The organism is Streptococcus sp. 27098_8_51, from assembly GCF_041432205.1.
Taxonomy (GTDB): Bacteria; Bacillota; Bacilli; order Lactobacillales; family Streptococcaceae; genus Streptococcus.
The window spans coordinates 25,200-47,674 of record NZ_JAPVZE010000014.1 but is presented as its reverse complement, the minus strand read 5'-3'; the positions used below and the strand labels follow the sequence as shown (position 1 = coordinate 47,674).

17 protein-coding genes are annotated in these 22,475 nt (G+C 44.5%); 9 read left to right on the top strand and 8 right to left on the bottom strand.

Translation table 11 applies throughout. From position 1 onward, the window contains the following. Window positions 1–5: 5 nt before the first annotated feature. From secY2 to O3622_RS08450, 6 genes are all read right to left on the bottom strand, one after another. Window positions 6–1,223 carry an accessory Sec system protein translocase subunit SecY2 gene (gene secY2, locus O3622_RS08475; protein WP_371607339.1) on the bottom strand — a complete coding sequence of 406 codons (1,218 nt, stop codon included), beginning with the start codon at window positions 1,221–1,223 and terminating at the stop codon, window positions 6–8. An 88-nt stretch (window positions 1,224–1,311) separates the two neighbouring features. Then, the gene (locus O3622_RS08470) at window positions 1,312–2,541 is read right to left on the bottom strand and encodes a glycosyltransferase (RefSeq protein WP_268703082.1); all 1,230 of its coding nucleotides are present in this window, start codon (window positions 2,539–2,541) and stop codon (window positions 1,312–1,314) included. 15 nt (window positions 2,542–2,556) lie between these two features. Continuing rightward, window positions 2,557–3,783: a glycosyltransferase gene (locus O3622_RS08465; RefSeq protein WP_371607338.1), complete on the bottom strand. Its 1,227-nt coding sequence runs from the start codon at window positions 3,781–3,783 to the stop codon at window positions 2,557–2,559. Window positions 3,784–4,002: 219 nt separating this feature from the next. Next, entirely contained in the window at window positions 4,003–10,683 is a 6,681-nt protein-coding gene (locus tag O3622_RS08460) for an accessory Sec-dependent serine-rich glycoprotein adhesin (protein WP_371607337.1), read from the bottom strand. Window positions 10,684–11,446: 763 nt separating this feature from the next. Then, on the bottom strand, window positions 11,447–12,991 hold the full coding sequence (locus O3622_RS08455; protein ID WP_045617612.1) for a peptide chain release factor 3: 1,545 nt from the start codon (window positions 12,989–12,991) through the stop codon (window positions 11,447–11,449). 143 nt (window positions 12,992–13,134) lie between these two features. Beyond that, the gene (locus O3622_RS08450) at window positions 13,135–13,827 is read right to left on the bottom strand and encodes a TIGR02206 family membrane protein (protein WP_371607336.1); all 693 of its coding nucleotides are present in this window, start codon (window positions 13,825–13,827) and stop codon (window positions 13,135–13,137) included. 165 nt (window positions 13,828–13,992) lie between these two features. Between O3622_RS08450 and gatC the strand changes: the two genes are divergently transcribed. The 9 genes from gatC to nusB all read left to right on the top strand — a co-directional run bounded on the left by gatC (window position 13,993) and on the right by nusB (window position 21,319). Further along, on the top strand, window positions 13,993–14,295 hold the full coding sequence (gatC, locus tag O3622_RS08445) for an Asp-tRNA(Asn)/Glu-tRNA(Gln) amidotransferase subunit GatC (protein WP_000705412.1): 303 nt from the start codon (window positions 13,993–13,995) through the stop codon (window positions 14,293–14,295). Then, the gene (gene gatA / locus O3622_RS08440; RefSeq protein ID WP_371607335.1) at window positions 14,295–15,761 is read left to right on the top strand and encodes an Asp-tRNA(Asn)/Glu-tRNA(Gln) amidotransferase subunit GatA; all 1,467 of its coding nucleotides are present in this window, start codon (window positions 14,295–14,297) and stop codon (window positions 15,759–15,761) included. Before gatC ends, gatA begins: the two co-directional genes overlap by 1 nt. Continuing rightward, window positions 15,761–17,206 (top strand): Asp-tRNA(Asn)/Glu-tRNA(Gln) amidotransferase subunit GatB, encoded by a 1,446-nt coding sequence (gene gatB / locus O3622_RS08435; protein WP_371607334.1) that lies wholly within the window; start codon window positions 15,761–15,763, stop codon window positions 17,204–17,206. Before gatA ends, gatB begins: the two co-directional genes overlap by 1 nt. Before the next feature lie 57 nt (window positions 17,207–17,263). Further along, window positions 17,264–17,659: a hypothetical protein gene (locus O3622_RS08430; RefSeq protein ID WP_001032000.1), complete on the top strand. Its 396-nt coding sequence runs from the start codon at window positions 17,264–17,266 to the stop codon at window positions 17,657–17,659. Between the two features lie 99 nt (window positions 17,660–17,758). Next, entirely contained in the window at window positions 17,759–18,715 is a 957-nt protein-coding gene (locus O3622_RS08425; protein ID WP_044021281.1) for a zinc-ribbon domain-containing transport protein, read from the top strand. An 8-nt stretch (window positions 18,716–18,723) separates the two neighbouring features. Next, window positions 18,724–19,851 (top strand): SPFH domain-containing protein, encoded by a 1,128-nt coding sequence (locus O3622_RS08420; RefSeq protein WP_000505819.1) that lies wholly within the window; start codon window positions 18,724–18,726, stop codon window positions 19,849–19,851. 81 nt (window positions 19,852–19,932) lie between these two features. Continuing rightward, window positions 19,933–20,493, top strand: a complete 561-nt coding sequence (gene efp, locus O3622_RS08415) for an elongation factor P (protein ID WP_000568640.1) — start codon at window positions 19,933–19,935, stop codon at window positions 20,491–20,493. A gap of 21 nt (window positions 20,494–20,514) precedes the next feature. Then, entirely contained in the window at window positions 20,515–20,904 is a 390-nt protein-coding gene (locus O3622_RS08410; protein WP_000510584.1) for an Asp23/Gls24 family envelope stress response protein, read from the top strand. Beyond that, the gene (gene nusB, locus O3622_RS08405) at window positions 20,897–21,319 is read left to right on the top strand and encodes a transcription antitermination factor NusB (RefSeq protein ID WP_000203659.1); all 423 of its coding nucleotides are present in this window, start codon (window positions 20,897–20,899) and stop codon (window positions 21,317–21,319) included. Before O3622_RS08410 ends, nusB begins: the two co-directional genes overlap by 8 nt. Window positions 21,320–21,368: 49 nt before the next feature. Here nusB and O3622_RS08400 read toward each other — a convergent pair whose 3' ends face one another. Then, a complete protein-coding gene (locus O3622_RS08400) occupies window positions 21,369–22,094 on the bottom strand; it encodes a lysostaphin resistance A-like protein (protein WP_371607333.1) in 726 nt (241 codons plus the stop codon). 26 nt (window positions 22,095–22,120) lie between these two features. Continuing rightward, complete coding sequence (locus O3622_RS08395) at window positions 22,121–22,396, bottom strand: hypothetical protein (RefSeq protein WP_371607332.1); 276 nt, start codon at window positions 22,394–22,396, stop codon at window positions 22,121–22,123. Window positions 22,397–22,475: the final 79 nt, after the last annotated feature.

Sequence of the window (22,475 nt, the reverse complement as noted above, 5' to 3'; positions counted from 1 at the left end):
ACCTCCTAGAATAGTGGCCGATACCTTTCATTTAGTCGGAGCGCCTGCAGTTCATCGTGAATCGTAAACAACATACCACTCAAAATTAAAAAGAGTCCAGGAATCATGCTGACTTTTAACAGACTCTCATCCTTCAAGACAAACAAGATCGGAAGTCCAGCCAAGGTAACGTTAAAGACTGCACCTATCAGAGCAAATCGCAGAACCAAGCGATTAATAAAGCGACTGGTATCCTCACCAGGATAGACCCCGTAGATGTAATCTCCTGATTCCTTCATCCGATCTGCGATCTGTTGACCACTCACATTGATAAAGGCAAAGGCAATGCTAAAGACAAAGAGGATCAGGATATAAGCGTAGATCCACAAGGGTTTCCCCATCGCATACTGCTCCAGTATGGCAGGGTAGAGCGGATTGCCCTTATCCAGATGTTGAAGCAAGATCAAGAGATAAGAAGGCAAGCCCATGAGACTCATCACATACATATAAGGCATGCCACCTGCAGGATTGAGCATGATTTCCAGATAGGAATAGCGTTTAAAGCGAGAATGAAGCCCGATTTTATTGATAGGGATGCGGTATCTAGCTCTGAAAAAGAGAACGACGAGATAGGTAAAGAGGACACCAAGCACTACCAATAGGAAAAGCAGCCGAGGAGATATCTTATGAACTTGGACCGATTGGATGATGTCCTGAGGGAGTGAAGCCACCATACTCGCCAATAAAATAACGATTGGGCCTCCAACTCCGATAGACGCATTGATGTCTGACAGCCAAACTAAGAAGAAGGTCCCCGCAACCAAAAGGCTGGTATTGAGGAGAAAGACCAAGAAGGGATTGTAGGGAGCTTGGACAGGGAGGTTTGTCGTCAAGGCCAAGGCCTGAATCAAGGCAATCCCTAACGTCAAGTACATTTTCCGTCTATCCTGGACTTCCGAAGAAACCGAGTTTAAGCCCAGTTTCTTTGAAAAGGAAAACATCTGCCACAAGATCATAGCTGACATCCAAGGGGAAAGTCCGATTGAAAAGAGAGAGAGGCTACGAAGATTTCCACCAGTCAGGGCTACTGAAAAGTCCAGATAGGCTGCGCTTCCTCCGAGAAAATTCCGGCTATTGAGGTCAACAAAAGGAAGAGCCAGACGACTCCCGAGCACATAAATAAAGAGCAAAAATAGGGTGCGCATCCCTTTTTTTACTGCTATCGATGAACGAAATTCTTTCACTAGCTCCTCCTTTTCTTTTTATCTTTCAATTGTCCTGTCATACGGGACCAATCCAGCCTTTTTATCTTAGCATCTTCAAATCTCTATCTCAGTTTTCGTGAGTTTTCTCGTCCAGATAAACCTTCAAAGTAGCCACCATTTCTTCTGGTCTTTCTGCTGAGAAGATACCCGCATAGGCACTTTCAGCTAGTTCCTGGGACTGGGTATTGTCAAAAGTCAAGATTGGTTTCTCAAAGCGTGAAATATAGTCATAAACAACACTCAACTTGTCATCGTGGTTAATATCAAGATAGACATCTGTCTGCTGAACCAGTTTCTCAACCAAGAGAGGGAAGGTGTTAGGATAGAGAGTAACATTTTCAAAACGTGACAAGAGCATGAGTTCAGGTGCCATCGTCGTATAGGCTGCAATGTAGAAATGCAACTCTGGCAAGGCTTGAACCAGATAGTCGATTTTCTCAAGATGCCAGGAGTTAGTCAAATTAACACAAGACATAACTGGCTGATAGACTGTGACTGGATAGTCAATTCCAGCCTGACGCCATTTTTCAGTAATGGTAGACCACTCCATCAGATGATAGTGCCACCAAACCTCACGCAAACGCCCAACCGAATGAGTGTTCCAAGGTTTGTCCTGAGAGAGGAAATGCAAGATAGCTGGCAGGGGCTCTAGGGGAATCTGGAAGATAAATTCATGTCCATGTGAGGCAGCCCCACTATCAAAACCAATCTGGAAATTATAGTTCTGATCCAGAGGAGCATAGCTGTCATGAAAGAGCATATTGAGGATGGACTGGTCTCCCTCACTCACATGTTGGTGTTCCCGCTCCGTCAACTCAACTAGCTCTTGTCTCACGGCTTCTGCCCGCCATTTTTTGTTATGGATCAAGAGTACACCTGCATTAAAGCCAACCCCAACTCCAAAACAAGATGGTGCAGCAGCAAGGTAGTTTTCGCCTAAGTCCATTTCAAAGAGAGCAGTCAAATCAGCCGTCACAACCAAATCACTATCCAAGTAAAGAACCTTGTCCTCTTCGACAAAATCAGGGATAAAGTAACGGGCAAAGGTCATGTGATTGATATGGGGCAGTTTATTGCTCCAGTTCATCTGAAATTGGGCGCCAAGCATCTTGACATCCACTAACTCACCGCCCATTTGCTCTACTATCGGCCTGAGAGCGCGGAACCATTCTTGGGGAATATCCTGATTAAAGATATAGACCTTGACATGGCTATTATGATAGCAGAGAGACTTGAGCGCTGTTTCAATCTGACGAATATAGGCATAATCTCCTGCGAGAACAATTGTTTTTTTCATTTAGTTTCCTTCAGTTTACAACGACTGCTTCTGTGATTCCAAAAGCGTGCGGATAGACTCGATCATTTGATCTACGGCTGCTGGTGAGTAGACATGACTGCAACCACTCAAGTCATGACTAGTGGTCTCAAAAGCAAATATAGGGATTTCTCTTTGCTGCACCTCTTGGATAATGTTTGCAATTTCATCCTCATGATTGATATCTAAGTAAAAGTCAATCTTTTCCAAGACTTTTTTGACATTCATGGGATTAAAGTAAGGATAGAGGCGTACATTCAGATGCGATTGCAAGTTCATGATTTCCGGCGCAAAATTGGTATGAGCTAGGATAGAGAACTCTACATCGGGCAGTTCTTGGATCAGGTGTTCGATTTGCTCTATGTGACACGTATTGGTAAAAATAGCGGTCGCATACTGGGGAGCTTGAACTAAAGATGCCAATCCTTTATGGAAATCACATTTTTTCATGACAATATCAGACCACTCTAGTCCGTAGTAAAACCACCAGTCCTCCCTGAAACGATTGAGGTTGATTTGGTACCAAGGCTTGTCCCCTGTATAATGGATAATCTTGGCTGTCTTCTCAGTAGCAAGAGAGTCCCTATACCAAGAATCCATCTGGTAATTTCGAGCCACTGTATCCATACCAACCATAAAATTATAGGTAGCTGGCAGCGATTTCCAACGACCTTCAAAAAGGTGATTTAACACGCCCTGATCACCAAAAACTTGGTCATGCAGTTGGTCTGTCAAGCTCAACAAGTGCTCCGTCACCTTTTCTTGACGCCAGAGAGCAACATTAATCAGCAAGACACCAGAATTAAAAGTGCTAGGAACTAGAGCATCTGCTACAGCAGCTACCGGCCAGTCCACCATATCTTCTAAAAAGAGTTGATCTAGGTTTGATCTAACGATGATATCCGAATCCAGGTACAAGGCTAGGTCTTCGCTGACATACTGAGGAATAAAATAACGAAAGTAAGCCGCGTAACTTAGATGAGCCAAGGGAAGATGATACTCCTTTAAGCCATGATGACTAATCTTGACATTGACGATTTTTGAGGCTAGAGGCTCTAGACGTCTCTCCATGAGCTGAAACCATTCAGATGGCAAATCATCATTGAAAACATAAAAAGTCACTGCTCGGTTATGGGCACAGATTGACTTGATTGTTGTCTCAATCTTGTCCATATATGCATTATCACCACCGAGTACAATGGCTTTTTGAAGCTCTTTTTTCATTTCGTCCCCTTTTCTTTTCACATTCTTTTGGCTACTTTTCTACTACTATAGTTCTGATTTTTTCGATGATTATCTCACCTTCCTATTATACCTTTTCCCCTAGTTTATTTCAAACTCAAAAGAGGATTTCCCCCTTCTCACATATAGAAAAAACCTTTGAAAAATCATGTTTTCAAAGGTTTTCCATTTTACTATTTATTCATTGATTTTTATATCTTATCAATGACTTTCTTGATCGTCATTCTGACTCTTCTTGGCAAGAAGACCGATACCTGTCACAGCTGTCAATGCTCCCAACAAAGCAGATGCTACCGAAGTCGACGCTCCTGTATTTGGCAAGACTTGTTTCGGCTTGCTTGAAGCGGATTGACTTTGGCTTGCAATGCTGGCCATTGAGAGAGAGGTGCTTGTTGAAGTAGATACCAGAGCACTTGCTGACGCAGATCTACTAATAGAATCTGAAGTCGAGAGACTAGCGCTAATCGACGCAGACTCGCTCACTGACACACTTGCTGAAATCGAAGTACTTGCTAGAGTCGATTCACTGGCGAACATGCTAGCTGAGAGTGATGCGCTCGTTGAAATAGATTCGCTCACTGATGTACTTGCTGAAATCGAAGCACTCTCCAACGCCAACTCGGCTCCTAGCATACTTGCAGAAGTTGAAGTACTTGTTGAAGCGGATTGACTCGAACTTGCCGATACAGACTCACTTGTGCTGACTGAGGCGGACTGGCTGGCGCTCGCTGAGGCTGACTCACTTGCTCTTGCCGATGCTGACTGGCTGGAGCTTGCTGAAGCCGATTCGCTGGCACTTAATGAAGCGGATTGGCTTGAGCTGACTGAAGCGGATTGACTAGAGCTCAATGATGCAGACTGGCTCGAACTCACTGAAGCGGATTGACTGGCACTGGCTGAAGCGGATTCACTGGCGCTCAATGAAGCGGACTGGCTGGAGCTTGCCGACGCGGATTGGCTCGAGCTTGCAGATGCTGACTCACTTGCGCTCACTGACGCTGACTCACTCGCACTCACCGATGCGGACTGACTCGAACTTACCGATGCTGATTGGCTGGCACTCAATGAAGCTGACTGGCTCAAACTTACTGAAGCGGATTCGCTGGCACTTACTGAAGCTGACTGACTCGAACTCGCTGAAGCTGACTGACTAGCACTTACTGAGGCGGATTGACTAGCACTCAATGATGCGGATTGGCTCGAGCTCGCTGAGGCGGATTGACTCGAACTTACTGAGGCGGATTGACTGGCACTCAATGATGCGTATTGGCTCGAACTTACTGAAGCGGATTCGCTTGAGCTTACGGACGCTGACTGGCTCGCACTCACTGAAGCTGATTGGCTAGCGCTCGTTGAGGCTGATTCGCTTGAACTTACTGAGGCTGATTGACTTGCGCTCGCTGAAGCTGATTGGCTCGAACTCACTGAAGCAGATTGGCTGGAGCTGACTGAGGCTGACTCACTCGTACTCAATGAAGCGGATTCGCTTGAGCTTGCAGACGCTGATTGGCTCGAACTTACTGAAGCGGATTCGCTTGAGCTTACGGACGCTGACTGGCTGGCACTTACTGAAGCTGACTGACTAGCACTCAATGAAGCGGATTGACTTGCGCTCACTGAAGCTGACTGGCTCGCACTCACTGAAGCCGATTGACTTGAGCTCACCGATACAGATTGGCTCGAGCTCGCTGAAGCGGATTGACTCGAGCTTACTGACGCGGATTCGCTCGAGCTCACTGAAGCTGATTGGCTTGAGCTGACTGAGGCTGATTGGCTCGAACTTACTGAAGCTGACTCACTTGCACTTACTGAGGCTGATTGACTAGAGCTTACCGAGGCTGATTCGCTTGAACTTACTGAGGCTGATTGGCTAGCGCTCGCTGAAGCAGACTGACTTGCGCTCACTGAAGCTGACTGGCTGGAGCTCGCTGAGGCTGATTGGCTCGAGCTTGCAGATGCTGACTGGCTCGCACTCACTGAAGCTGATTGGCTCGAACTTGCTGAAGCTGATTCACTTGAGCTGACTGAAGCAGACTGACTTGCGCTGGCTGATGCAGATTCACTTGCGCTGGCTGAGGCGGATTCACTTGCACTCAATGAAGCTGACTGACTTGAGCTAACTGATGCAGATTCGCTTGAGCTGACTGAGGCTGATTGACTGGCACTCAATGAAGCGGATTGGCTGGCACTCACTGACGCTGATTGACTCGAGCTCGCTGATGCAGATTCACTTGCACTTACTGAGGCTGATTGACTCGAGCTCACTGATGCTGACTGGCTAGTGCTGACTGACGCGGACTGACTCGAGCTCACTGATGCAGATTCACTTGCGCTCACTGAAGCGGACTGACTCGAACTTACTGAGGCAGACTGGCTCGCGCTCGCTGATGCGGATTGACTAGAGCTTACGGAAGCAGATTCACTTGCGCTCGCTGATGCTGATTCACTTGCGCTCACTGAAGCGGATTGGCTTGAGCTTACTGAGACGGATTGACTAGCGCTCGCTGAAGCGGATTGGCTCGAACTTACCGATGCAGACTGACTCGAGCTCACTGAAGCTGATTGACTGGCGCTCACTGAAGCAGATTCGCTGGAGCTTACTGAGGCAGATTGGCTCACACTCGTTGACGCTGACTGACTAGCACTTACCGAAGCGGACTGGCTGGCACTTACTGAAGCCGATTCACTTGTGCTTACTGATGCGGACTGGCTGGAGCTTGCAGACGCAGATTGACTTGCGCTGGCTGAGGCTGACTCACTTGCGCTTACTGATGCGGACTGGCTCGAACTTACTGATGCAGACTGACTAGCGCTCATTGAGGCTGATTGACTAGCACTCACCGATACGGACTGGCTAGCGCTGGCTGACGCAGATTCACTTGCGCTCACTGAAGCGGATTGACTAGCGCTGGCTGAGACTGACTCACTTGCGCTCGCTGAAGCGGACTGACTCGAGCTCACTGAAGCTGATTCGCTGGAGCTTACTGAGGCCGATTGACTCGAACTTACTGAGGCAGATTGACTAGCACTCAATGATGCAGATTGACTCGAACTCAATGATGCTGACTCACTTGCGCTGGCTGAAGCCGATTGACTAGCACTCAATGATGCAGATTGGCTCGAGCTGACTGAAGCGGATTCACTGGAGCTTACTGAGGCTGACTCACTTGCGCTTACTGATGCGGATTGACTCGAGCTTACTGAGGCCGATTCACTTGCACTCAATGATGCTGATTGGCTCGAACTCGTTGACGCTGATTGACTAGCACTCACGGACGCTGATTGGCTCGAACTCAATGAAGCGGATTCGCTGGCACTTGCTGAAGCGGATTGGCTGGCGCTGACTGAAGCTGATTGGCTAACGCTGACTGATGCCGATTCGCTTGTGCTTACTGAGGCTGATTCGCTGGCGCTCGCTGAAGCTGACTCACTTGTGCTTACCGATACAGACTGACTAGCGCTCACTGAAGCTGATTGGCTCGAGCTTACTGAAGCGGATTGGCTCGCGCTGGCTGAAGCGGATTGACTGGCACTTACTGATGCAGATCGGCTTGAGCTGACTGAGGCAGACTGACTTGCGCTCACTGAAGCTGATCGACTCGCACTCGCTGATGCTGATTGGCTCGAACTTACTGAAACAGATTGACTAGCGCTTACTGAGGCTGACTGGCTCGCACTCACTGAAGCGGATTGGCTCGCGCTGGCTGAAGCTGACTGACTCGAGCTTGCAGATGCTGACTGACTAGCACTTACTGAAGCTGATTGACTCGAACTTACCGATGCTGACTGACTTGCGCTCACTGAAGCTGATCGACTGGCACTTGCCGATGCTGATTGACTTGAGCTCACTGAAGCTGATTGACTCGCGCTCGCTGAAGCGGATTGGCTCGAACTTACCGATGCTGACTGACTCGAGCTCACTGAAGCTGATTGACTTGAGCTCACTGAAGCTGATTGGCTGGCGCTCGCTGAAGCGGACTGACTCGAACTTACTGATGCTGATTGACTCGAGCTTAATGAGGCTGATTGGCTGGAGCTTGCAGATGCAGATTGACTCGAACTCAATGATGCGGATTGGCTGGCACTCAATGATGCAGACTGGCTAGCGCTGACTGAAGCGGATTGGCTCGCGCTGGCTGAAGCGGATTGACTGGCACTTACTGATGCAGATCGGCTTGAGCTGACTGAGGCAGACTGACTTGCGCTCACTGACGCTGACTGACTTGCACTTGCAGATGCAGATTGACTCGAACTCGCTGAAGCAGACTGACTTGCACTCAATGATGCTGATTCACTTGCGCTCACTGAAGCGGATTGGCTTGAGCTTACGGACGCAGACTGGCTGGCACTCACTGAAGCGGATTGGCTCGAACTTACTGAAGCGGATTGGCTGGCACTTACCGAAGCTGACTGGCTGGCACTCAATGATGCAGATTGACTCGAGCTTACTGAGGCAGACTGACTTGCGCTCACTGATGCTGATTGACTTGCACTCGCTGAAGCGGATTGGCTAGCACTTACTGATGCTGACTCACTTGCACTTAATGATGCAGATTGACTCGAGCTCGCTGAAGCGGATTGACTCGAGCTTACAGATGCAGATTCGCTTGAACTTACTGAGGCGGATTGACTAGCACTCAATGATGCAGATTGGCTGGAGCTTACTGAGGCGGATTGACTAGCACTTGCTGAAGCAGACTGGCTATTACTTACTGAAATTGACGCTTGATTTGGCGTGATTTGTCCATTAAATGTATCTGAAACCAAACCATCCACTGTCGTACTTGCAGTCACCGGTCCACTAGGAAGTCGTCCTCCATTACGATCATATACCTTCTTCAGCTCATTTGCAGTAAAGGTTACACTAGTCGAGCTCACCGTTGCTTGTTTGGTGAACGTCTCCCCTGCAATTGTAAGAGTAACAGTCCCATCTGGAGCAACCCCATCTACCGTAATCGCTTGATTTGAGAGCCCACCTTTTTCGTTAAGATATTGATTCTCTATCCTTGGCGTCTGAGGGCGCACAGTAAAGCTCACGTCAATTTCATCCGTACTTCCATCTGGATAAGTTACCACCGCTGTCAAAGTATGCCGACCAGCAGACAAATTCGTATTGGTTCCAGATTTCCAAGTATAGGTTGTTCTAGTTCCCTTAGTAATTCCTGTAGTAGGTAATTCTGGTGTCCCTGTAGCATTCGTGATGTACTGACTGGCTTCACCAACAGAAACAGTCCCTGAATTGGCCGTTAGAGTAAAGTTTCGATTCACCTCAGCATTGATAGCTGGTTCGTACTTTTCAGACTGAGCATGGACTTCAAATTGAATTGCGGCAGGGTTGGCTGTTAAATCTTTTACAAGACCTACGTCAGTAGTATTTCCGCTAAAATTACCTTCCTGATCATAGGTGAAAACATAACGGGTCCACAAACTATTTACTGCTTGATTTTTTCCAACAGAACCCGTGATTGAAACGGTGAAAGGATTTGATGCTGTAGCATTTCCATCTTTGGCTAGTTTATTTGTCGGAACAATCATGCTGATACTTTGACCATTACTCGTAGTGAATGAGACAACAGTTGAAGTAGCCGGATAGGCCGCGGGAACAGCAGTAGGAACAAATTTTGCATGTTCAATTCGACCACTGTTATCAGTAAACTCAATGGTCGCAGAAAAATTTTCTTCTCGATAAATTTTAAATTTTTGTCCTTCTAGAACTGCGCCACCTGTAACGGTTATTTTCTGAAGTTCTGGCTTCTCTGTATCCCTAGCAGCTCTGAAGCTAGCGGTATTTGAAGCTTGGGTCAAAGCTTGTCCGTTTCTGCTGTCACGAAGTCCAGACTTGGCACGTAACACAGCATTTGCAATACTATTTCGAGCTTCTATAGCTTTTTGTAGGATAGGGGCAAGGTCAGAAGCTTCCCCTTTCAAGACTTCTGCTATCTCATTCTTCGCTAGACTAGCCTTCGTGATCGCCTCATCCGAGTTTGGAAGCCCCTGAGCTTGAGCTAGAAACTGCCCAATCTCAGCAGACAAGGCCTCTAATTTCTTCCGTTTTTCTTCACTTTGCTTTTCTGTCAAGGCTACAGAAGTCATTGTGAAACTCGATTCAGCCGTCACACCTTCATTCTTTACACGACCAGACTGACTTTGAGGCAAGGATTCTGTAGAAAAATCAACTGCTTTTAATTCTTTCGAAGGTTGTGATTCTTTCACTGTCTCCCGAGCTGACTCACTTGCTTGGTACTGACTTTGAACACCAACTGAAGCTCTCTCTGACAGATTACTATTCGCTTGATTTTGTGTCCCAAGGGATTCACTTGAACTAGCAGTTACACTTTGACTGTTTGCCAAGGATTGACTAGTGGAAGCAGATTGGCTCATCGACTGGCTCACGCTAGAAGAGTTTGAGGCACTGATAGACTGGCTCGTAGAGGCAGATTGACTGGCGCTCTGCGAATTGAATTCTGACAATGACTGGCTTTGACTGGTAGACAAAGACAAGCTAGCAGCATCTTGATGATCCTGTGTCGTCCCTAGCACTACTGAATCTCTCGTCGCCAGGGTATCTTTTGATTCGACAGTCTTTTCAACAGCGACTGCATCATTGGCATAAACACGCGTTTGCGTCGCAGCAAAACCACCTAAAATCGTACCCGTAGCTGCTATCCCTTTCAAGACATCCAAGCCGGTCAACTTCTGACCTCCTTGCTTTTCAACCATTTCTGTCTTTACTTGGCTCGCATCCGCACTTCCACGCATCACCTTAAATAAGCCAAAAAGGGAAGTCGAGGCCCGTAGCCAATGCTTCCCTGATTTGATTAATTTGAACCGAGTTACACGGTCTGTTTCTCTATATTCACCCTTCTGGCGTCTAAAAAACATGTTACTTCCCTCTATATGAAAAAGAATTTATTCACCTATAAAATACTATCTTCTTATTATATACCAAATATACCGACAATTCAATATCTATAATATATCCTAAAGAAAGAAAATGATTTCAAAAATAACTTGATTTCAAATCTATTCTGTTTTTTCAATATAATCTTCATTTTATTGTTCTGTTAATATATTTTATTTATTTTTTAACCATTTCTATATGCTTTAAAAATTGAGCAAATAATTCCAATCACTCAGGGAATTGATTTTTATTCAAAATATAGAAAAAGTCCATGAATCAATAGCATCCACAGACTTTTAGGAGTAGAGTATTTAAAGGCAGTTTCACAAATGAATCAATGAAGCCGGTAGCCGAGGTAACTTTCTATCCTTTCCAACGAAAAAATCCACGAATCGAAAGCATTCGCGGACTTTTCTTACAACGCATTTAAGAAAAATGCCATACTAATTAATAGCCGTAATCTACGACACGAAGAGGCGAAAACGATTATTTTTCGCCGATGAATTAGTGAGGCAGGTTGCTAGCCCTCTCACTACCCGTTACAACGGAAAAATCCACGAATATTATCGATTCGTGGATTTTTCCTAGTGAAGCGTTTAGGTAAGCCGATTTTACACTACGACACGGAGTTTGGCAAATCGGTTCTATTTGCCAAACGTAGTTAGTAAGGCAGTTAGCTAGTTCGCCAAATAGCGACTAGCGTCCAACAATTAGGAACTAAAGTTCCTAATTGTTGGTGCTGAGTTACATTTTTTCCTCCAACTCTACATCTGGATACTTATCCGCAAACCAGCGGAGGGCAAAGTCATTTTCAAAGAGGAAGACTGGTTGGTCAAAACGGTCTTTGGCCAAGATATTGCGGCTTGAGGACATCCGTTCATCCAAGTCCTCAGGCTTGATCCAACGAACGGTCTTTTTACCCATCGGGCTCATGACTACTTCCGCATTGTATTCGCCTTCCATGCGGTGCTTAAAGACTTCAAACTGGAGTTGTCCGACAGCTCCTAGCATGTACTCACCAGTTTGGTAATTCTTGTAAAGCTGAATGGCTCCTTCTTGCACCAATTGTTCGATACCCTTGTGGAAGGATTTTTGTTTCATAACGTTCTTAGCAGAAACTTTCATGAAAATCTCAGGGGTAAAGGTTGGCAGTGGTTCAAACTCAAACTTGTTTTTTCCAACCGTCAAGGTGTCTCCAACCTGATAAGTACCGGTATCGTAAACCCCGATGATATCTCCTGCAACAGCGTTTGTCACATTCTCACGACTTTCCGCCATAAACTGGGTGACATTAGAAAGCTTGGCAGTCTTCCCAGTACGAGGCAGATTGACACTCATTCCTCGCTCAAACTCACCTGATACGATACGGACAAAGGCAATGCGGTCACGGTGACGAGGGTCCATGTTGGCTTGGATTTTAAAGACAAATCCTGAGAAATCCTTATCATAAGGATCCACAATTTCGCCATCTGTTTTCTTGTGGCCATGTGGTTCTGGAGCAAACTCAAGGAAGGTCTCAAGGAAGGTCTGCACCCCAAAGTTGGTCAGGGCTGAACCAAAGAAGACTGGCGTCAGTTCTCCTGCAAGAATAGCTTCTTCTGAAAATTCATTTCCTGCTTCTTGCAACAGTTCGATATCGTCCTTAACCTGAGCGTAGAAAGGATTGCTTCCAAAGAGCTTATCCCCTTCTTCCAGACTGGCAAAACGCTCATCTCCTTTATAGAGTTCCAAGCGTTGGTTATAGAGGTCATACAAGCCTTCAAAGGCTTTCCCCATCCCGATTGGCCAGTTCATAGGATAGCTCGCAATACCTAGGACTTCTTCTAGTTCTTGCAAGAGATCCAGTGGCTCACGACCGTCACGGTCCAGCTTGTTCATAAAGGTAAAGACTGGAATACCACGGTGCTTCACAACCTCAAACAATTTCTTGGTTTGGGCCTCGATACCCTTGGCAGAGTCCACGACCATGACGGCAGCATCCACCGCCATCAAGGTCCGATAAGTATCTTCTGAGAAGTCCTCGTGTCCTGGTGTGTCGAGGATGTTCACGCGCTTACCATCATAGTCAAACTGCATAACAGATGACGTGACCGAAATCCCACGTTGTTTCTCGATATCCATCCAGTCAGACTTGGCAAAAGTCCCTGTTTTCTTCCCTTTTACCGTACCAGCCTCACGAATCTCGCCCCCAAAGTAGAGCAACTGCTCAGTGATGGTTGTTTTCCCGGCGTCCGGGTGGGAGATGATAGCAAAAGTACGACGTTTCTTAATTTCTTCTTGAATAGTCATAAGTTCTCTTTCTTTGATTTTCTATTTTTAGTTGTTTCAGTAGCTAAGAATGATGTTTACATTGGATTTTACCATTCCTTTCAACTCTCCATTATAGCGGATTTTGGGGAGTTTTTCAATTGCTCATCTGATGAAAAGGCAAGCTAGAGCACAGATTGCACCTGATTTCTCTTTTTCCACCATTTCTTAAACAAGATATCAAAAAGAACAAGAGCCAGTGAAAGGATGACCGACACAAGGAGGTACTTTATCCATAGAGGAGCATTCGAGATAAACGGGGTATCTCTTAAGAGACCATAATTTCCACCTGTCACCTGATTAACACCAACTAGAAAGAGATTGAGAATAAAGGTATAGGCCACAATCATATATTTCTTGAGCAAGGTCTTGTCATAGTGATTCATCAAGTAAACCAAGGAATTCACTAGAAGGGCATAGTGCCCAATCAAAAATGAAAAACTGGTGATATGGGGGAAATCATAGGGGTCAAAAACCGGGTAAACCAAGGCAAAGACCGCTCCACTTGCTCCTAAGAGGGCAAAATATTGCTTGCTCCGCCATTTATCTGGCAAGAAAACCACCGCAAACATAGCCAAACGGCAATGGTAAAATGGAAGGCTATTAGAAAATGGAATTCCAAAACCAACATACCAGCTATATAGGGCTAGCAACTGGAGGATCTGAATCCCCTTAAACAAGCGGACAAATTTCGAATTTTTGTGATAAACAAGTGCTCCATAAATACAAAGCACTAATAGGATCATCATAATCCCATACCAAAAGAGGGAAATGGGAGGAGGAACCGTTTGAGATCTGGTGATAAATTGATGGAACATATTTCTATCCTAACTCTTATTTTTTCTATTCTCTAGTTTAACCATTATAGCGAATTAAAAGCGATTTTTCAATTTCTATTTCTTTTCAGTTTGGCTCCCTTATTTATAGGAAATTATGGTAAAATAGAACAGACTAAAAATCATCATTTCACGAAAGGATGCAAGATGAAAATTACGCAAGAAGAGGTAACACACGTTGCCAATCTTTCAAAATTAAAATTCTCTGAAGAAGAAACTGCTGCCTTTGCGACAACCTTGTCTAAAATTGTTGACATGGTTGAATTGCTGGGCGAAGTCGACACAACTGGTGTCGCACCTACTACAACCATGGCTGACCGCAAGACCGTACTCCGCCCTGATGTGGCCGAAGAAGGAACAGACCGTGACCGCTTGTTTAAAAACGTACCTGAAAAAGAAAACTACTATATCAAGGTACCAGCTATCCTAGATGATGGAGGAGATGCCTAATGACTTTTAATAACAAAACTATTGAAGACTTGCACAATCTCCTTGTCTCTAAGGAAATTTCTGCAACTGAATTGACACAAGCCACGCTTGAAGATATCAAGTCTCGCGAGGCAGCTATCAACGCTTTTGTCACTATCGCTGAAGAACAAGCCCTTTCGCAAGCTAAGGCTATTGATGAAGCTGGAATTGACGCGGATAATGTCCTTTCAGGAATTCCGCTTGCTGTCAAAGATAATATCTCTACCGACGGTATCCTCACAACTGCTGCCTCAAAAATGCTCTACAACTACGAGCCTATCTTTGATGCGACAGCCGTTGCCAATGCAAAAGCCAAGGGCATGATTGTTGTCGGAAAAACCAACATGGACGAATTTGCCATGGGTGGATCAGGTGAGACTTCCCACTACGGTGCAACTAAAAATGCTTGGGACCACAGCAAGGTTCCTGGTGGATCATCAAGTGGTTCTGCCGCAGCTGTGGCTTCAGGTCAAGTCCGCTTGTCACTTGGTTCTGATACGGGGGGATCCATCCGCCAACCTGCTGCCTTCAACGGGATTGTTGGTCTCAAACCAACCTACGGAACGGTTTCTCGATTCGGTCTCATTGCTTTCGGTAGCTCACTAGACCAAATCGGGCCTTTTGCACCAACTGTTAAGGAAAATGCCCTCTTGCTCAATGCGATTGCCAGCGAAGATACTAAAGACTCGACTTCTGCTCCTGTCCGCATTGCCGACTTTACTTCAAAAATCGGTCAAGACATCAAAGGTATGAAAATTGCTTTGCCTAAAGAATACCTCGGTGAAGGAATTGACCCAGAAGTTAAAGAAACCATTATCAAGGCAGCCAAACACTTTGAAAAACTTGGTGCCATTGTCGAAGAAGTCAGTCTTCCTCACTCTAAATACGGTGTTGCCGTTTACTACATTATAGCTTCTTCAGAAGCTTCCTCAAACCTGCAACGTTTTGACGGTATCCGTTACGGCTACCGCGCAGAAGATGCAAGCAACCTTGATGAAATCTATGTGAACAGCCGTAGTCAAGGTTTCGGTGAAGAGGTAAAACGCCGTATCATGCTAGGTACTTTCAGTCTTTCATCAGGTTACTACGATGCCTACTACAAAAAGGCTGGACAAGTCCGTACCCTCATCATTCAAGATTTCGAAAACGTCTTTGCGGATTACGACTTGATTTTGGGACCAACTGCTCCTAGTGTTGCCTACGATTTGGACTCCCTCAACCACGACCCAGTTGCCATGTACTTGGCTGATCTTTTGACCATCCCAGTCAACTTGGCAGGCCTCCCAGGAATTTCAATTCCTGCTGGATTCTCTCAAGGTCTCCCAGTCGGTCTCCAATTGATCGGTCCTAAGTACTCTGAGGAAACCATTTACCAAGCTGCTGCTGCTTTTGAAGCGACAACAGACTACCACAAACAACAACCCGTGATTTTTGGAGGTGACAACTAATGAACTTTGAAACAGTCATTGGACTTGAAGTCCACGTAGAGCTCAACACCAATTCAAAAATCTTCTCACCAACTTCTGCCCACTTCGGAAATGACCAAAACGCCAATACCAACGTGATTGACTGGTCTTTCCCAGGAGTACTTCCGGTTCTCAATAAAGGTGTTGTCGATGCTGGTATCAAGGCCGCTCTTGCCCTCAACATGGACATCCACAAGCACATGCACTTCGACCGCAAGAACTACTTCTACCCTGATAATCCAAAAGCCTACCAAATTTCTCAGTTTGATGAGCCTATCGGTTATAATGGTTGGATTGAAGTCGAGCTAGAAGACGGTACGACTAAGAAAATCGGTATCGAACGTGCTCACCTAGAAGAAGACGCTGGTAAAAACACCCACTGTACAGATGGCTACTCTTATGTTGACCTCAATCGTCAAGGGGTGCCATTGATTGAAATCGTATCTGAAGCCGACATGCGTTCCCCAGAAGAAGCCTATGCTTATCTAACAGCTCTCAAGGAAGTCATCCAGTACGCTGGCATTTCTGACGTTAAGATGGAAGAAGGTTCTATGCGTGTGGATGCCAACATCTCCCTTCGTCCTTATGGTCAAGAGAAATTCGGTACCAAGACTGAGTTGAAAAACCTCAACTCCTTCTCAAATGTTCGCAAAGGTCTCGAATACGAAGTCCAACGCCAGGCTGAAATCCTTCGCTCAGGTGGTCAAATTCGCCAAGAAACACGCCGTTACGATGAAGCTAACAAGGCAACCATCCTCATGCGTGTCAAAGAAGGTGCTGCAGACTACCGCTACTTCCCTGAACCAGACCTACCACTCTTTGAAATCTCAGATGAGTGGATTGAGGAAATGCGCACTGAATTACCAGAGTTTCCAAAAGAACGTCGTGCGCGCTACGTATCTGACCTTGGCTTATCAGACTACGATGCTAGCCAGTTGACGGCAAACAAAGTCACTTCTGACTTCTTTGAAAAAGCTGTTGCACTCGGTGGTGATGCCAAACAAGTCTCTAACTGGCTCCAAGGTGAAGTCGCTCAGTTCTTGAACGCCGAAGGTAAAACACTGGAACAAATCGAATTGACACCAGAAAACTTAGTAGAAATGATTGCCATCATCGAAGACGGCACGATCTCTTCTAAGATTGCCAAGAAAGTCTTTGTCCACCTAGCTAAAAATGGTGGTGGCGCGCGTGAATACGTGGAAAAAGCAGGCTTGGTGCAAATCTCAGATCCAGATGTTCTGATTCCAATCATCCACCAAGTCTTTGCGGATAACGAAGCTGCCGTTGCCGACTTTAAGTCAGGCAAACGTAACGCAGACAAGGCCTTCACAGGATTCCTTATGAAGGCAACCAAAGGCCAAGCCAACCCACAAGTTGCCCTTAAACTCCTTGCACAGGAATTGGCGAAGTTGAAAGACAGTGAGTAATTTACTCTTTATACACTTTTTTCTACGTTTAAAACGAGAATGAGACAAGGGGAATGAATGAACAAATTTTTACGATTGCTATTTGTCTTAGTCATCATCGCTATGTTAGGCGCTTCTATACTACAAATTTTCTTTCCATCATACATGGGAAGTCACTCCGGGTATGGAATATCTGCTGGTTGGCAACGAGAAATTGGAATATGGAATTTAGCCGTATTGATTATTATTCTCGCTGTCAATATTAAATACGATTGGTTCTATCTACGAATCGCACTTCTTGCTCTCATTATTGGCGGAATTGGAATAGGAACAAATCACTTACTCAATTATATGGAGTATCACTCTCCTGTAAATGCTATCGGTGCTTTTGAAAATTACTTGCTGGCAATAGGATGGATTGTGGGATGGCTCATCGAGCGCCATTCCATAAAGAAGCTAAATGCTAGTAAATAACGCCTAGTATATCTTAGATGATTTTTAAAGGTTATTAAATAGTTTAATAATCATTCGAATGCAGAATTCTACCTTTTCAATCATATAGTTAGGAGACACATGAAAAAGTTTTACGCTCTTTTAATGACCTGTTTATTACTTGTTTTTCTATCCGTGCCTCAAATCGTTGATGCGGGTGTTGGACATTCCAGAAGTGGAGGGAGCAGCCGCAGTAGCTCCAGAAGTAGTAGCCGCTCAAGTGGAGGTGGAAGTCGTTCTGGCGGCTCATCCTACCACTACTACCGCTCTGGATACGGATCATCCTCTGACAGTTCTACTAGCTCTCCCTATCTAGGATTTATGTTCATATTAGTCGGAGGAATCATACTAGTTGTTATCGTCAAATCCTTGCAGAATAAGTCTGGAGATTCGAGTTCAACCTACACTAATAATGATTATCAAACGCTCCATCGTCGAGTTGAACACAACACGCTGGCCATTAGTCGTGTGAAATATGGGGATCCAAACTTTGACGCGGAAGCCTTCACATCTTGGGTTAAGGAAGTCTACCTTAAATTGCAGGTTGCCTGGACTGAGAAAAATTGGAACTCTGTCCGCGCTTTGGAAAGTACCAGTCTCTACTCTCAACATAGCACCCAACTCGAAGACCATATTCGTGCTAAAACAACCAATGTTTTAGAGAAAGTTTGTATCGAAAATGTTCGCATCAAGGAGTTTATTGAAAATCCTGACGGAAACGATACCTTAGTGGTGATTCTATCATCAATTTTACGAGACTATGTCATTGACGATGAGACTCGTCGTGTCATTGAAGGAGACCCTAAAAAAGATCTCTTCACCGTGTATCAATTGAACTTTATCCGTCAACACGGTAGCCAAACGCAAGCAGTCAATCCAGACGAAGTTGTGAGCGACCACTGTCCAAACTGTGGCGCCCCATTGAAAATCTCTGCAGTTAGCGAGTGCGACTACTGTGGTGCCAATCTCTCTCGCAGTCCAAACCAATGGGTACTCGATACCTATGATGTTGTGGATGAAGACGAGCTTTATAATTAGGAGGAATTATGGGATTTATACGTGCAGCCTTATCAGCAGGCTTAAATAGTTTTAATGATAGTAAATTCAAGGAAGCCATTGTCCTTCCAGATAATGTCTCTGGCGACGCTTTGGCCGTCAAGGGTCAATTACTCACAAAAGACCCAGATGGACGTTCTCGTCACAGCAATCAAAATACTGGACTTTTGTCAGATGGCAGTGTGGTTATCGTTCCCCAAGGTTATACCGCTGTTTTGGTAAACAATGGTACCTTCCTTGGTGAAGTCCTCGAAGCTGGTAGCCACGAATGGCAAGCTGGTGATAACGCCTGGCTCCTTGAAAAAGGTGGTTTAAAAGGCACTTGGGAAAACTTTAAAAACCGTTTCTCTTTTGGTGGACAAGTCATCACCCAACAAGAAATTATCTTTATCCGCATGCAACCCATCGCGGGCAATAAGTTCGGCACACAAAATGCGGTCGAATACTTCAGCGAACGTTACCAACAACTGCTCAACATCCGTTTCTATGGCTTGTTTGATGTAAAAATAGCAGATCCAGTCCTCTTCTACGTGAGCTCTGTTAGCCGTCAAATTACTGACGGACAGCCATTTACTCTCCAAGATGTAGCTCAAGGAACGCTCCGTCAAAATATCGCACCGAAAATCGCGATTGCCATTGCCAAATATACCAACGAAAACAAGGTTGATATCTATAGCCTCAATGCTAATCAAGATACCTTTAACGAACTCGCTAAACAAGAGGTCAACAAGGTTTGGACAGGTCTCTACGGGATTGAAGCAACTAACATCTTGCTTGAGGACCTCAGCTACGACCAAGAAAGTCTTGATATCGTTCGCAAGCTTGATAGCGAGCTCGTGGCAATGAAGTACAACACGATTGAAATCGAAGAACGCCGTGCTCGCAACGAAGCGCTTATTGCTGCAGCTGCAAACGAAGGAAATGGCAATGGGATGAACATGTTTATGGGCATGAATCTTGGCCAAACTCTGGGTGGTCAACTAAGCCAACAAGTCCAAAATCAAGCACCGGCTCAAAACACTGGACAAACTGCCAGCAAGAATTTTTACATCGAAGTCGATGGAAAATACGTCCTCGTTACTAAAGACGAAGATGGAAATATCGTACCAGTCAACTAATTAAGATCCTTTTGACATTTGAGTAATGTTGTCTTTTATGGTACAATAAAGAGTAAATTATTTTATTAAAGAGGTAAAAACATGATTGAAGCAAGTAAATTAAAGGCTGGTATGACCTTTGAAACAGCTGACGGAAAATTGATCCGCGTTTTGGAAGCTAGCCACCACAAACCAGGTAAAGGAAACACAATCATGCGTATGAAATTGCGTGATGTCCGTACTGGTTCTACATTTGACACAAGCTACCGTCCAGAGGAAAAATTTGAACAAGCCATCATCGAGACTGTCCCAGCTCAATACTTGTACAAAATGGATGACACAGCCTACTTCATGAATACAGAAACTTACGACCAATACGAAATTCCTGTAGTCAATGTTGAAAACGAATTGCTTTACATCCTTGAAAACTCTGATGTGAAGATTCAATTCTACGGAACTGAAGTGATTGGTGTTACCGTTCCTACTACTGTCGAATTGACAGTTGCAGAAACTCAACCATCTATCAAAGGTGCTACTGTTACAGGTTCTGGTAAACCAGCAACGATGGAAACTGGACTTGTCGTAAACGTTCCAGACTTCATCGAAGCAGGACAAAAACTCGTTATCAACACTGCAGAAGGAACTTACGTTTCTCGTGCCTAATCTCTAGAAAGAGGTCATTCTATGGGAATTGAAGAACAACTTGGCGAAATCGTTATCGCCCCACGTGTACTTGAAAAAATCATTGCTATTGCCACTGCAAAAGTAGAGGGTGTTCACTCTTTTTCAAACAAATCAGTATCTGACACCCTTTCAAAACTTTCTCTTGGCCGTGGTGTTTATCTAAAAAACGTGGACGAAGAACTCACAGCTGATATCTACCTCTACCTAGAGTACGGAGTAAAAGTTCCTAAGGTAGCGGTTGCTATCCAGAAAGCTGTTAAAGATGCCGTTCGTAATATGGCTGATGTAGAACTCGCTGCTATCAATATTCACGTTGCAGGTATCGTTCCAGATAAAACACCAAAACCAGAATTGAAAGATCTATTTGACGAGGACTTCCTCAATGACTAGTCCACTATTAGAATCTAGACGCCAACTCCGTAAATGCGCTTTTCAAGCTCTCATGAGCCTTGAATTCGGTACGGACGTCGAAACTGCTTGTCGTTTCGCCTATACTCATGATCGTGAAGATACGGATGTGCAACTTCCAGCCTTTTTGACAGAGCTAGTTTCTGGTGTTCAGGCTAAAAAGGAAGAACTAGACAAGCAAATCACACAGCATTTAAAAGCAGGTTGGACCATCGAGCGTTTAACACTCGTGGAGAGAAACCTCCTTCGCTTGGGAGTCTTTGAAATCACTTCATTTGACACCCCACAGTTGGTTGCTGTTAACGAAGCTATCGAGCTTGCAAAGGATTTCTCAGATCAAAAATCTGCCCGTTTTATCAACGGACTGCTCAGCCAGTTTGTAACAGAAGAACAGTAAATAGAAAAAGTGTTTGACAGCTATCAAACACTTTTTCCTTTGCCTCCCACTATCTAAAAAAATGATAATAGATATAATTGTAAACAAAAATCCAGATAGGTTTTGCATAAATGAGAAAATTGAAAAAACTATGGCACAAGATGGTGATTTTTAGGTTCTTTGTCCACCGATATACTAGAGCAAAGAAAAGGCCAACAAAACTATAAATAATCAAACTGATAGGATCTCGGTGAGTTAGGATCAAATGACTAAGTCCAAAGATAAGAGCAGATAGGATAACATCCAGATAGTACTTGGACTGGGGAAAGAAGGTATTCATAAAGTACCCTCTATGAATCAGTTCCTCTAATATAGGTCCGACGATTACTGTTAAACTAAAACTGAGAACAGTTGATAGAAAAGTTGGTTGCCCATTGGAGTATAGAATCGAAAGAAGGTCTTGAAAGATATACTTGTTATCAATTAGGTGATGAAACTGTAACTGAAAAGCATCCACCAATTGACGATCAAAATAAGTAGCCACTAGAGCAACTACAAGGTAAAAGAATCTTGACTTCTTTGAACCCTTTTTTTCAAAAATATAGAGCATCTCTTTCTTTTTGAGCCAGTAGATAAATAATAGCAAAAGAGCCATTACTTCAACTGTTAAAAAGATAGAATAGGCATCTATCCCCCATCCTAAAAACTTAGTTAGATGCATAATCCCTAACTCTGGTAGGTAAATCGATAGAAATACCAGTGATGTATAGACTCCCAAATGCCCTAGTTTTTTCATACTTACCCCTTTAAATTATTAGACTATTAAGGTATAATTCCGTTACCATAACCAGTCATTCTATTACGTATTGTACTCCATTCTGTCGCTAAACTATATGCATATGGCGAATCCCAATGTCTATCGTCAACTAACCAAATCATACCACCACCTGAAACTTGCTCTATGTCCTCAGATGAAAGAACTGTAAATGTTTCTGTACCTGTCCTATCAAGTAGCTCCTTAAAATAAATTTTTGTCAGCTTACATCTACAGTATATATCTTTTTTATCTATTTTATAGTCCATCTCCTCAACTGTCAATTTTTCATCCTAAATGGTAGCTCTACTCATTGAGAAATAAGAAATTGATAAAAGAGATTTCTCTATCTTCCCATCAAAT